Raw genomic sequence first — 12229 nt, 5'->3', positions numbered from 1 at the left:
GCGCGTTCAGATCCACCGCCCGGTCATCGTCACCGTGTCGGCGCTGGTAGGTGATGGTGGTCAGCCGCCGCCGCACCGCCGGCCACTCTTTACTCGGCATTAATCGCCGCGCCGGCGTTCAGGGCTCAGCTGGTTCCACAGGTGGTCCCGTCATGGACCGAGCCTCAGATCCGGTCCGGGCTGGCGCTGTTTCAGTCGCGGTGATTGCCAGCCTGCGCCACTCACCCCGCCGCCAGCTCCGCCGATGTTGCCCAGGGGCTGATGTCGCCGGTGAGGATCAGATCGCTCAGCGGCCGCGGTTGCCGCCTGTCGCTCCCGGATCGTCACGTCGCCCAGCGTGCCGCCCGTCAGGGTCAAGGCGCCGGCGCTGTCGATGGTCCGGGCTGGAAGCTGACGCCGCCCCGCCGCGCCAGCTGCTGCCGGCGTTGGTGCTGTCGTGACCCGTCAGGTTGCGCGTGCAGTTCAGAACCACTGCCCCGGTCACCGTCACTGTGTCGGCGCTGGTGGTGATGGTGGACGGGGTGCCGTCGCCGCACCGCCGGCCACTTTGCACGGCATTGGTCGCCGCGCCGGCGTTCAGGCTCCGCTGGTTCTGGTCCCTCCCGTGGGTGGTCCCTCGTGAGCGCATCGAGCCCGGGCATCCGGTCCGGCGCTGTCGGCCGCGTTGACGCTGTTTCGCGCCACCACCCCCGCCGCCAGCCCGCCGATGCCGCCCAGGATGACGCCGTTGCCGGTGAGGCCTGCTCGCCCAGGGCCGTGCTGCTGCCCGTCGCCCCTGTGATCGTCACGTCGCCCAGCGTGCCGTCCGTCAGGTCTAAGGCGCCGGCGCCGTCGATGGTCTGGTTGAAGCTGGGACCGCCGCCCCCGCTGCGCTGCCGCCGGCGTTGGTGCTGTCGACCGGTCAGGTTGCGCGCGTTCAGATCCACCGCCCCGGTCACCGTCAATGTGTCGGCGCTGGCTGGTGACGGTGGTCAAGGCCGCCGCTTTCACCGCCGGCCACTTGTACGGCATTGGTCGCCGCGCCGCCGGCGTTCAGGCTCAGCCGGTCTCGTTGTAGGTGCCTCGTCAGCGTGATCGAGCCTGCATCTGGTCCTGGCGCTGTCGGTCGCGGTGACGTTGCTCGCGCCACTCACCCCGGCCGCCAGCCGCCCGCTGATGTTGCCCAGGCTGATGTCGTTGCTGGTGAGGCTTTCAGACTGCTCAGCGCCGTGCCCGTTGCCCGTCGCCCCGTGGATCGGTCACGTCGCTCCGGCGCCGCCCGTCAGGGTCGGGGCGCCGGCGCCGTCGATGGTCTGCTGAAGCTGATTGCCGCCCCGCCCGCGCTGCTGCCGGCGTTGGGCTGTTAACCGGTCAGGTTGCGCGCGTTCGATCCACTGCCCCGGTCACCGTCACCGTGTCGGCGTTGGTGGTGATGGTGGTCGAAGGCTGCCGCCGTACCGCCGGCCACTTTCGGTACGGCATTGGTCGCCGCGCCGGCGTTCAGGCTCAGCTGGTCTGGCTGCTGGTGGTCCCCGCCAGCGTGATCGAGCCCGCATCCGGTCCGGCGCTGTCGGTCGCGGTGGACGTTGTTCGCGCCACTCACCCCGCCGCCAGCCCGCCGATGTTGCCCCGGCTGATGTCGTTGGCGGTGAGGCTCAGACGGCTCAGCGCCGCCGTTGCCCGTCGCCCGGATCGTCACGTCGCCCAGCGTGCCGCCCGTTAGGCAGGGGGTCGGGGCGGCGCCGGCGCCATCGATGGTCTGGCTGAAGCTGATCGCCGCCCCGCTGAGCTGCCGCCGGCGTTGGTGCTAAGTCGACCGTCAGGTTGCGCGTTCAGATCCACCGCCCCGGTCACCGTCACCGTGTCGGCGCTGGTGGTGATGGTGGTCAAGGCCGCCGCCGCACCGCTTTCGGCCACTTGTACGGTTGGTCGCCGCGCCGGCGTGTTCAGCCCGCCCGGGCTGGTTCGTGGATCCCCGTCAGCGTGATCGAGCTCCGCATCCGGTCCGGCGTTCCGTCGGTCGCGGTGCTGCAGTTCGCGCCACTCACCCCGCCGCCAGCCCGCCGATGCCGCTCAGGCTGATGTCGCCGCCGGTGAGGCTCAGACTCCTCACCCCCGGGGGGAGGGGGGGGGCGGGGCGCGCCGTGCTGCTGCCCGCCGCCCCCGTGATCGTCACGTCGCCCAGCGTGCCGCCCGTCAGGGTCTAGGCGCCGGCGCCGTCGATGGTCTGGATGGCCGATGTTGGCGCCCGCCGCGCCGCCGCCGGCGTTGGTGCTGTCGACTGTCAGGTCTGTGCGGCAGTTCAGATCCACGCACCGGTCACCGACCGCGTCGGCGCTGGTGGAGAGGGGGTGGTCAAGGCTGCCGCCGCATCTCGCCGGCCACTTGCACGGCATTGGTCGCCGCGCCGGCGTTCAGGCTCAGTTGGTTCTGGTTGTAGGTGGTCCCCGTCAGCGCGATCGAGCCTGCATCCCGTCCGCGCGTCGCCGGTCGGCGGTGACGCCGGTTGCGCCCATTGACCTCTCGGCCGCCGCGCCGCCGATGTTGCCCAGGCTGATGTCAGCCGTTGCCGGTGAGGTCAAATCGGTCAGCGCCGCGCCGTTGCCCGGTCGCCCCCGGATCGCCCGCGTCGCCCAGCGTGCCGCCCGTTGGAGGTCAAGCGCGCCCGCGCCGTCGACGGTTCTGGTTGAAGCTGATAGTTGTTCCCGCCGCGCTGCTGCCAGCGGCGGTGCTGTCCACCGTCAGGCTGTCAAGGCGCCTGATCCACCGCGCCTGGTCACCGTCACCGTCGGCGCTGGTGGTGATGGGTGGTCAAGGCTGCCGCTCGCGCCGCCGGGCCACTTGCACCGGTATTGGCCGCCGCGCCCGCGTTCAGGCCGCTCAAACTGGTTCTGGTTGTAGGGGTGCCCGGCCGCGTGATCGAGTCCGCGTCTGTGCCGGCGCTGTCTTGGCCGCGGTGATGCCGGTCGCGCTACTCACCCTGGGCCGCCAGCGCTGCCACTGTTGCCCAGGCCGATGTCGTTGCCGGTGAGGTCAGACTGGTCAGCGGCCGTGCCGTTGCCTGCCGCCCCGTGATCGTACGTCGCCCAGCGTGCCGCCCGTTAGGTACCAAGGCGCCGGCGCTGGTCGATGGTCTGGTTGAAGCCATCGCCGCCCCCGCCGCGCTGCTGCCGGCGTCGGTGGCCCGCACCGTCAGGTTGCGCGTGTTGGCCGCGGTCTCGAAGTCGTTGGCCAGCGAGGCCACCCCCGCCGCGGTCAGGCTGATCTGGCCCGCGGCGTTGATCTGGAACCAGCCGCTGGGGTCGCCCGCGGTGATGCTGAAGGTCGGCGTGGTCAGGTCGGCGTCGGTCGCCGTCACCGTGCCCAGCACGGCACCGGCCACCTGGTTCTCGTTGTAGCCGAAGGTGTAGCTGCCGGCGCCGAAGACCGGCGCGTTGTCGTTCAGGTTCTGCTCGTTGAGCGTCACCGTCACCGTCGAACTGTTGGTGCCGTCGGTGGCCTGCACCGTCAGGTTGCGCGTGTTGGCCGCGGTCTCGAAGTCGTTGGCCAGCGAGGCCACCCCCGCCGCGGTCAGGCTGATCTGGCCCGCGGCGTTGATCTGGAACCAGCCCCTGGGGTCGCCCGCCGTGATGCTGAAGGTCGGCGTGGTCAGGTCGGCGTCGGTCGCCGTCACCGTGCCCAGCACGGCACCGGCCACCTGGTTCTCGTTGTAGCCGAAGGTGTAGCTGCCGGCGCCGAAGACCGGCGCGTTGTCGTTCAGGTTCTGCTCGTCGCCGTCAGCCCGTCGACTGTTGGTGCCGTCGGTGGCCGTGCCCGTCAGGTTGCGCGTGTTGGCCGCGGTCTCGAAGTCGTTGGCCAGCGGTGCCGCCCGCCAGGGTCAAGGCGCCCGGCGCTGTTGATGGTCTGGATCCAGCCGCTGGGGTCGCCCCGCCGCGCTGCTGCCGGCGTTGGTCTGCTCGACCGTCAGGTCGGCGCGTTCAGATCCACCGCCCCGGTCACCGTTCACCGTGTCGGCGCTGGTGGTGATGGTGGTCAGGCCGCCGCCGCACGCCCGGCCACTTGCACGGCATTGGTCGCCGCGCCGGCGTTCAGGCCTCGCCGTGGTCTGGTTGGGTGGCCTCGTCGTGATCGAGCCCGCATCCGGTCCGGCGCCGTCGGCCGCGGTGACGCTCGTTTGCCCGCGCCACTCACCCCCGCCGCCAGCCCGCTCGATGTTGCCCAGGCTGATGTCGTTGCCGGTGAGGCTCGGACTGCCCAGCGCCGGTGCGGTGCCGGTCGCCCGTGATCGTCCGTCGCCCAGCGTGCCGCCCGTCAGGGTCCAGGCGCCCGCCGTCCGATGGTCTGGCTTAAGCTGATCGCCGTTCCGCCGCGCTGCCGCCGCGTTGGTGTCGACTGTCAGGTTGCGCGCGTTCAGATCCACGCCCCGGTCACCGTCACCGTCGGCGCTGGTGGTGATGGTGGTCAAGGTTGCCGCCGCACCGCCGGCCACTTGCACGGCATTGGTCGCCGCGCCAGGTTCAGGCTCAGCTGGTTCTGGTTGTAGGTGGTCCCCGTCAGCGTGATCGAGCCCGCATCCGGTCCGGCGCCGCCCCCCCCCCCCTCGGCCGCGGTGACGCTGCTCGCGCCACTCACCCCGCCGCCAGCCCGCCGATGTTGCCCAGGCTGATGTCGTTGCCGGTGAGGGCTCAGACTGCTCAGCGCCGTGCCGTTGCCCGTCGCCCCGTGATCGTCACGTCGCCCAGCGTGCCGCCCGTCAGGGTCAAGGCGCCGGCGCCGTCGATGGTCTGGTTGAAAGCGATCGCCGCCCCCGCCGCGCGCCGCCGGCGTTGGTGCTGTCGACCGTCAGGTTGCGCGCGTTCAGATCCACCGCCCCGGTCACCGTCACCGTGGCGCTGGTGGTGATGGTGGTCAAGGTGCCGCCGCAACCGTCGACACTTGCACGGCTTGGTCGCCGCGCCGGCGTTCAGGCTCAGCTGGTTCTGCTGGTTAGGTGGTCCCCGTCAGCGTGATCGAGCCTGCATCCGGTCCGGCGCCGTCGGCCCGCGGTGACGCTGCTCGCGCCACTCACCCCCGCCGCCAGCCCGCCGATGTTGCCCAGGCTGATGTCGTTGCCGGTGAGGCTCAGACTGCTCAGCGCCGTGCCGTTGCCCGTCGCCCCCGTGATCGTCACGTCGCCCAGCGTGCCGCCCGTCAGGGTCAAGGCGCCGGCGACGTCGATGGTCTGGTTGAAGCTGATCGCCGCCCCCGGCGCCGGCGCCGTCGATGGTCTGGTTGAACTGATCGCCTCCCCCGCCGCGCTGCCGCCGGCGTTGGTGCTGTCGACCGTCAGGTTGCGCGTTCAGATCCACCGCCCCGGTCACCGTCACCGTGTCGGCGCTGGTGGTTGGTGGTCAAGGCCGCCGCCGCACCGCCGGCCACTTGCACGGCATTGGTCGCGCGCCGGCGTTCAGGCTCAACTGGTTCTGGTTGTAGGTGGTCCCCGTCAGCGTGATCGAGCCTGCATCCGGTCCGGCGCGCCGTCGGCCGCGGTGACGCTGCTCGCGCCACTCACCCGCCGCCAGCCCCGCCGATGTTGCCCAGGCTGATGTCGTTGCCGGTGAGGCTCAGACTGCTCAGCGCCGTGCGCCGGTTGCCCGTCGCCCCCGTGATCGTCACGTCGCCCAGCGTGCCGCCCGTCAGGGTCAAGGCGCTGGCGCCGTCGATGGTCTGGTTGGAAGCTGATCGCCGCCCCCGCCGCGCTGCCGCCGGCGTTGGTGCTATCGACCGTCAGGTTGCGCGCGTTCAGATCCACCGCCTGGTCACCGTCACCGTGTCGGCGCTGGTGGTGATGGTGGTCAAGGTTGCCGCCGCACCGCCGGCCACTTGCACGGCATTGGTCGCCGCGCCGGCGTTCAGGCTCAGCTGGTTCTGGTTGTAGGTGGTCCCCGTCAGCGTGATCGAGCCCGCATCCGGTCCGGGCGCCGTCGGCCGCGGTGACGCTGCTCGCGCCACTCACCCCTCCCCCCCCCCCCCCCCCCCCCCCCCCCCCCCCCCCCCCCCCCCCCCCCCCCCCCCCCCCCCCCCCCCCCCCCCCCCCCCCCCCCCCCCCCCGGGGACCGGGACCCCCCCCCCCCCCCCCCCCCCGGCCCCCCCCCCCCGCCCCCCCCCCCCCCCCCGCCCCCCCCCCCCCCCGCCCCCCCCCCCCGCCGGCCGCCGGCGCCCCCCCCCCCCCCTCCTGCCCCCCTCCCCCCCCCCCCCCCCCCCCCCCCCCCCCCCCGGTCTTTTTTCTTGTTTTTTCTCCCCCCCTCCCCCCCCCCCCCCCCCCCCCCCCCCCTTTCCCGGCCCCCCCCCCCCCCCCCCCCCCCCCCCCCCCCCTTTCCCCCCCCGACACCCCCCCCCGGCGCCCCCCCCCCCCCCCCGCCCCTCCCCCGGCTGGGGTGCCCCCCCCCCCCCCCCCCCCCCCGCCGCCAGCCCGCCGATGTTGCCCAGGCTGATGTCGTTGCCGGTGAGGCTCCAGACTGCTCAGCGCCGTGCCGTTGCCCGTCGCCCCCGTGGATCGTCAGTCGCCCAGCGTGCCGCCCGTCAGGGTCAAGGCGCCAGCGCCGTCGATGGTCTGGTTGAAGCTGATCGCGCGCCCCGCCGCGCTGCCGCCGGCGTTGGTGCTGTCGACCGTCAGGTTGCGCGTTCAGATCCACCGCCCCGGTCACCGTCACCGTGTCGGCGCTGGTGGTGATGGTGGTCAAGGTCGCCGCCGCACCGCCGGCCACTTGCACGGCATTGGTCGCCGCGCCGGCGTTCAGGCTCAGCTGGTTCTGGTTGTAGGTGGTCCCGTCAGCGTGATCGAGCCCGCATCCGGTCCGGCGCCGTCGGCCGCGGTGACGCTGCTCGCGCCACTCACCCCGCCGCCAGCCCCGCCGATGTTGCCCAGGCTGATGTCGTTGCCGGTGAGGCTCAGACCGGTCAGCGCCGTGCCGTTGCCCGTCGCCCCTGTGATCGTCACGTCGCCCAGCGTGCCGCCCGTCAGGGTCAAGGCGCCGGCGCCGTCGATGGTCTGGTTGAAGCTGATCGCCGCCCCCGCCGCGCTGCCGCCGGCGTTGGTGCTGTCGACCGTCAGGTTGCGCGCGTTCAGATCCACCGCCCCGGTCACCGTCACCGTGTCGGCGCTGGTGGTGATGGTGGTCAAGGCCGCCGCCGCACCGCCGGCCACTTGCACGGCATTGGTCGCCGCGCCGGCGTTCAGGCTCAGCTGGTTCTGGTTGTAGGTGGTCCCCGTCAGCGTGATCGAGCCCGCATCCCGGTCCGGCGCCGTCGGCCGCGGTGACGCTGTTCGCGCCACTGACCCCCGCCGCCAGCCCGCCGTTGCCCGGGCTGATGTCGTTGCCGGTGACGCTCAGACTGCTCAGCGCCGTGCCCTTGCCCGTCGCCCCCGTGATCGTCACGTCGCCCAGCGTGCCGCCCGTCAGGGTCAAGGCGCCGGCGCCGTCGATGGTCTGGTTGAAGCTGATCGCCGCCCCCGCCGCTGCCGCCGGCGTTGGTGCTGTCGACCGTCAGGTTGCGCGCGTCGGATCCACCGCCCCGGTCACCGTCACCGTGGGCGCTGGTGGTGATGGTGGTCAAGGCCGCCCGCACCGCCGGCCACTTGCATCGGCATTGGTCGCCGCGCCGGTCAGGCTCAGCTGGTTCTGGTTGTACCCCGTCAGCGGATCGAGCCCGCATCCGGTCCGGCGCCGTCGGCCGCGGTGACGTGCTTCGCGCCACTCCCTCCCGCCGCCAGCCTGCCGATGTTGCCCGGCTGATGTCGTTGCCGGGGCTGATCGCCAGCGCCGTGCCGTTGCCCGTCGCCCCGTGATCGTCACGTCGCCCAGCGTGCCGCCCGTCAGGGTCAAGGCGCCGGCGCCGCCGATGGTCTGGTAGCTGATCGCCGCCCCCGCCGCGCGGCCGCCGGCGTTGGTTGTCGACCGTCAGGTTGCGCGCGTTCAGATCCACCGCCCCGGTCACCGTCACCGTGTCGGCGCTGGTGGTGATGGTGGTCAAGGGCGTCCGCCCCGCCGGCCACTTGCACGGCATTGGTCGCCGCGCCGGCGTTCAGGCTCAGCTGGTTCTGGTTAGGTGGTCCCGTCAGCGTGATCGAGCCCGCATCCGGTCCGGCGCCGTCGGCCGCGGTGACGCTGTTCGCGCCACTCACCCCCGCCGCCAGCCCGCCGATGTTGCCCAGGCTGATGTCGTTGCCGGTGAGGCTCAGACTGCTCAGCGCCGTGCCGTTGCCCGTCGCCCCGTGATCGTCACGTCGCCCAGCGTGCCGCCCGTCAGGGTCGGCGCCGGCGCCGTCGATGGTCTGGTTGAAGCTGATCGCCGCCCCCTGCGCCGCTGCCGCCGGCGTTGGTGCTGTCGACCGTCAGGTTGCGCGTTCAGATCCACCGCCCCGGTCACCGTCACCGTGTCGGCGCTGGTGGTGATGGTGGTCAAGGCCGCCGCCGCACCGCCGGCCACTTGCACGGCATTGGTCGCCGCGCCGGCGTTCAGGCTCAGCTGGTTCTGGTTGTAGGTGGTCCCCGTCAGCGTGATCGAGCCCGCATCCGGTCCGGCGCCGTCGGCCGCGGTGACGCTGCTCGCGCCACTCACCCCCGCCGCCAGCCCGCCGATGTTGCCCAGGCTGATGTCGTTGCCGGTGAGGCTCAGACTGCTCAGCGCCGTGCCGTTGCCCGTCGCCCCCGTGATCGTCACGTCGCCCAGCGTGCCGCCCGTCAGGGTCAAGGCGCCGGCGCCGTCGATGGTCTGGTTGAAGCTGATCGCCGCCCCCGCCGCGCTGCCGCCGGCGTTGGTGCTGTCGACCGTCAGGTTGCGCGCGTTCAGATCCACCGCCCCCGGTCACCGTCACCGTGTCGGCGCTGGTGGTGATGGTGGTCAAGGCCGCCCGCCGCACTGCCGGCCACTTGCACGGCATTGGTCGCCGCGCCGGCGTTCAGGCTCAGCTGGTTCTGGTTGTAGGTGGTCCCCGTCCAGCGTGATCGAGCCTGCATCCGGTCCGGCGCCGTCGGCCGGTGACGCTGCTCGCGCCACTCACCCCCGCCGCCAGCCCGCCGATGTTGCCCAGGCTGATGTTGCCGGTGAGGCTCAGACTGCTCAGCGCCGTGCCGTTGCCCGTCGCCCCCGTGATCGTCACGTCGCCCAGCGTGCCGCCCGTCAGGGTCAAGGCGCCGGCGCCGTCGATGGTCTGGTTGAAGCTGCTCGCCGCCCCCGCCGCGCTGCCGCCGGCGTTGGTGCAGTCGACCGTCAGGTTGCGCTTCAGATCCACCGCCCTGGTCACCGTCACCGTGTCGGCGCTGGTGGTGATGGTGGTCAAGGCCGCCGCCGCACCGCCGGCCACTTGCACGGCACAGGTCGCCGCGCCGGCGTTCAGGCTCAGCTGGTTCTGGTTGTAGGTGGTCCCCGTCAGCGTGATCGAGCCCGCATCCGGTCCGGCGCCGTCGGTCGCGGTGACGTTGCTCGTGCCACTCACCCCGCCGCCAGCCCGCCGATGTTGCCCAGGCTGATGTCGTTGCCGGTGAGGCTCAGATTGCTCAGCGCCGTGCCGTGGCCCGTCGCCCCTGGATCGTCACGTCGCCCAGCGTGCCGCCCGTCAGGGTCAAGCGCCGGCGCCGTCGATGGTCTGGTCAAGCTGATCGCCGCCCGCCGCGCTGCCGCCGGCGTTGGTGCTGTCGACCGTCAGGTTGCGCACGTTCAGATCCACCGCCCTGGTCACCGTCACCGTGTCGGCGCTGGTGGTGATGGTGGTCAAGGTCGCCGCCGCACCGCCGGCCACTTGCACGGCATTGGTCGCCGCGCCGGCGTTCAGGCTCAGCTGGTTCTGGTTGGGTGGTCCCCGTCAGCGTGATCGAGCCCGCATCCGGTCCGGCGCTGTCGGCGCGGTGACGCTGCTCGCGTCACTCACCCCCGCCGCCAGCCCGCCGATGTTGCCCAGGCTGATGTCGTTGCCGGTGAGGCTCAGGCTGCTCCAGCGCCGCGTGCCGTTGCCCGTCGCCCCTGATCGTCACGTCGCCCAGCGTGCCGCCCGTCAGGGTCAGGCGCCGGCGCCGTCGATGGTCCAGTTGAAGCTGATCGCCGCCCCGCTGCGCTGCCGCCGGCGTTGGTGCTGTCGACCGTCAGGTTGCGCGCGTTCAGATCCACCGCCCGGTCACCGTCACCGTGTCGGCGCTGGTGGTGATGGTGGGTCAAGGCCGCCGCCGCACCGCCGGCCACTTGCACGGCATTGGTCGCCGCGCCGGCGTTCAGGCTCAGCTGGTTCTGCTGTGAGGTGGTCCCGTCAGCGTGATCGAGCCCGCATCCGGTCCGGCGCCGTCGGCCGCGGTGACGCTGGTCGCGCCACTCACCCCCGCCGCCAGCCCGCCGATGTTGCCCAGGCTGATGTCGTTGCCGGTGAGGCTCCAGACTGCTCAGCGCCGTGCCGTTGCCCGTCGCCCGTGATCGTCACGTCGCCCAGCGTGCCGCCCGTCAGGGTCAAGGCGCCGGCGCCGGCGATGGTCTGGTTGAAGCTGATGGCTGCCCCCGCCGCGCTGCCCGCCGGCGTTGGTGCTGTCGACCGTCAGGTTGCGCGTTCAGATCCACCGCCCCGGTCACCCGGTCACCGTGTCGGCGCTGGTGGTGATGGTGGTCAAGCCGCCGCCGCACCGCCGGCCACTTGCACGGCATTGGTCGCCGCGCCGGCGTTCAGGCTCAGCTGGTTCTGGTTGTAGGTGGTCCCCGTCAGCGTGATCGAGCCCGCATCCGGTCCGGCTGCGCGTCGGCTGCGGTGACGTTGCTGCGCCACTCACCCCCGCCGCCAGCCCGCCGATGTTGCCCAGGCTGATGTCGTTGCCGGTGAGGCCCCGAACGCCCAGCGCCGTGCCGTTGCCCGTCGCCCCCGTGATCGTCGCGTCGCCCAGCGCCGCCTGTCAGGTCAAGGCGCCGGCGCCGCCGATGGTCTGGTTGCTGATCGCCGCCTTCGCCGCCGCCGCCGGCGTTGGTGCGAGTCGACCGTCAGGTGCGGTGTTCAGATCCACTGGCCCGGTCACCGTCACCGTGTCGGCGCTGTGGTGATGGTGGTCAGGCTGGCCGCCGCACCGCCGGCCGCACTTGCACGTCATCGGTCGCCGCGCCGGCGTTCAGGCTCGAAGCCGGCTCCATTGTAGGTCCCCCGTCAGCGTGATCGAGCCTGCATCCGGTCCGGGCGTCGTGGTCGCGGAGTCGCGTCTTCGACCACTCCCCCGCCGCCAGCCCGCTGATGTTGCCCAGGCTGATGTCGTTGCCGGTGAGGTCGCTCGTTCAGCGCCGTGCGTTGCCCGTCGCCCCGTGGTCGCTCACGTCGCCCAGCGTGCCGCCCGTCAGGGGTCAAGGCGCTGGCGCCGTCGATGGTCTGGCTGAGCGATCGCCGCCCCCGCCGCGCCTGCCGCCGGCGTTGAATGTTGTCGACCGTCAGGGTGCGCGCGTCTGGATCCACTGCCCCGGCTTCACCGCTCACCGTGTCGGCGCTGGTGGTGATGGTGGTCTAGGCTGCCGTTGCACCGCCGGCCACTTGCATGTGCATTGGTCGCCGCGCCATGGGTTCAGGCTCAGCTGGTTCTTGCTGTAGGTGGTCCTGTCAGCGTGATCGAGCCCCGCATCCGGTCCGTCGCCGTCGGTCGCGGTGACGTTGCTTCGCGCCACCTCACCCCGCCGCCAGCCCGCCGATGCGTGCTGCCAGCTGATGTCGTTGCCGGTGAGGCTCCCAGACTGCTCAGCGCCGTAAAGCTGTTGCCCGTCGCCCCCGCGATCGTCACGTCGCCCAGCGTGCCGCCTGTCAGGGTCAAGGCGCCGGCGCCGTCGATGGTCTGGTTGAAGCTGACGCCGCCTCTGCCCCCGCGCGTCGCCGCCGGCGTTGGTGCTGTTCGACCGTCAGGTTGCGCCTCGTTCAGATCCACCGCGCCGGTCACCGTCACCGTGTCGGCGCTGGTGGTGATGGTGGTCAAGGCCGCCGCTGCACTGCCGGCCACTTCAGGTATCGGCATTGGTCGCCGCGCCGGCGTTCAGGCCAGCTGGTTCTGGTTGTAGGTGGTCCCCGTCGCGTGACCGAGCCCGGATCTGGTCCGGCGTTGTCGGCCGCGGTGACGCGTGCTCGCGCCACTTCACTCCGGCCGCCAGCCCGCCAGTTGCCCAGGCTGACGTCGTTGCCGGTGAGGGTCAGACCGCCAGCGCCGTACTGCTGCCCGTCGCCCCGGCGATCGTCAACGCCGCCCAGCGCGTGCTGCCTGTCAGG

Annotated in this window: 15 protein-coding genes; 4 read left to right on the top strand and 11 right to left on the bottom strand. The window is 72.5% G+C overall.

The genetic code is table 11. The features are described 5' to 3' along the window. The first annotated feature begins 1393 nt into the window (after positions 1-1393). Positions 1394-1702, top strand: coding sequence for a hypothetical protein (locus IPP68_12465; protein ID MBL0351163.1), 309 nt, complete (start codon positions 1394-1396; stop codon positions 1700-1702). Positions 1703-2950: 1248 nt separating this feature from the next. On the opposite strand, the gene IPP68_12460 is transcribed toward IPP68_12465, so the two are convergent. The 7 genes from IPP68_12460 to IPP68_12430 all read right to left on the bottom strand — a co-directional run bounded on the left by IPP68_12460 (position 2951) and on the right by IPP68_12430 (position 7294). Then, a complete protein-coding gene (locus IPP68_12460) occupies positions 2951-3676 on the bottom strand; it encodes a cadherin repeat domain-containing protein (protein ID MBL0351162.1) in 726 nt (241 codons plus the stop codon). Positions 3677-3856: 180 nt separating this feature from the next. Further along, complete coding sequence (locus IPP68_12455; GenBank protein ID MBL0351161.1) at positions 3857-4444, bottom strand: hypothetical protein; 588 nt, start codon at positions 4442-4444, stop codon at positions 3857-3859. A gap of 294 nt (positions 4445-4738) precedes the next feature. Then, a complete protein-coding gene (locus IPP68_12450) occupies positions 4739-4891 on the bottom strand; it encodes a hypothetical protein (GenBank protein ID MBL0351160.1) in 153 nt (50 codons plus the stop codon). Positions 4892-4948: 57 nt separating this feature from the next. After that, complete coding sequence (locus IPP68_12445; GenBank protein ID MBL0351159.1) at positions 4949-5179, bottom strand: hypothetical protein; 231 nt, start codon at positions 5177-5179, stop codon at positions 4949-4951. Positions 5180-5526: 347 nt separating this feature from the next. Next, entirely contained in the window at positions 5527-5664 is a 138-nt protein-coding gene (locus tag IPP68_12440; protein MBL0351158.1) for a hypothetical protein, read from the bottom strand. 96 nt (positions 5665-5760) lie between these two features. Beyond that, a complete protein-coding gene (locus IPP68_12435) occupies positions 5761-5970 on the bottom strand; it encodes a hypothetical protein (GenBank protein ID MBL0351157.1) in 210 nt (69 codons plus the stop codon). 790 nt (positions 5971-6760) lie between these two features. After that, complete coding sequence (locus IPP68_12430) at positions 6761-7294, bottom strand: hypothetical protein (GenBank protein ID MBL0351156.1); 534 nt, start codon at positions 7292-7294, stop codon at positions 6761-6763. Between IPP68_12430 and IPP68_12425 the strand changes: the two genes are divergently transcribed. Beyond that, positions 7276-7701 (top strand): hypothetical protein, encoded by a 426-nt coding sequence (locus IPP68_12425; GenBank protein ID MBL0351155.1) that lies wholly within the window; start codon positions 7276-7278, stop codon positions 7699-7701. The two genes, IPP68_12430 and IPP68_12425, sit on opposite strands and share 19 nt — an antisense overlap. A 504-nt stretch (positions 7702-8205) precedes the next feature. Here IPP68_12425 and IPP68_12420 read toward each other — a convergent pair. From IPP68_12420 to IPP68_12405, 4 genes are all read right to left on the bottom strand, one after another. Then, on the bottom strand, positions 8206-8817 hold the full coding sequence (locus tag IPP68_12420) for a hypothetical protein (GenBank protein MBL0351154.1): 612 nt from the start codon (positions 8815-8817) through the stop codon (positions 8206-8208). A gap of 109 nt (positions 8818-8926) precedes the next feature. Then, on the bottom strand, positions 8927-9457 hold the full coding sequence (locus IPP68_12415; GenBank protein ID MBL0351153.1) for a hypothetical protein: 531 nt from the start codon (positions 9455-9457) through the stop codon (positions 8927-8929). Positions 9458-9583: 126 nt separating this feature from the next. Beyond that, complete coding sequence (locus IPP68_12410; GenBank protein MBL0351152.1) at positions 9584-9736, bottom strand: hypothetical protein; 153 nt, start codon at positions 9734-9736, stop codon at positions 9584-9586. Positions 9737-10609: 873 nt separating this feature from the next. After that, a complete protein-coding gene (locus IPP68_12405; GenBank protein ID MBL0351151.1) occupies positions 10610-10765 on the bottom strand; it encodes a hypothetical protein in 156 nt (51 codons plus the stop codon). Positions 10766-10839: 74 nt separating this feature from the next. On the opposite strand from IPP68_12405, the gene IPP68_12400 reads away from it, so the two are divergent. Both IPP68_12400 and IPP68_12395 read left to right on the top strand, forming a co-directional pair. Then, positions 10840-11034 (top strand): hypothetical protein, encoded by a 195-nt coding sequence (locus IPP68_12400; protein ID MBL0351150.1) that lies wholly within the window; start codon positions 10840-10842, stop codon positions 11032-11034. Positions 11035-11580: 546 nt separating this feature from the next. Further along, the gene (locus IPP68_12395) at positions 11581-12024 is read left to right on the top strand and encodes a hypothetical protein (protein MBL0351149.1); all 444 of its coding nucleotides are present in this window, start codon (positions 11581-11583) and stop codon (positions 12022-12024) included. Positions 12025-12229 lie beyond the last annotated feature (205 nt).

It is taken from the genome of Elusimicrobiota bacterium (assembly GCA_016722575.1).
GTDB lineage: Bacteria > Elusimicrobiota > Elusimicrobia > FEN-1173 > FEN-1173 > JADKIY01.
This window is presented reverse-complemented; position numbering and strand designations above follow the sequence as displayed.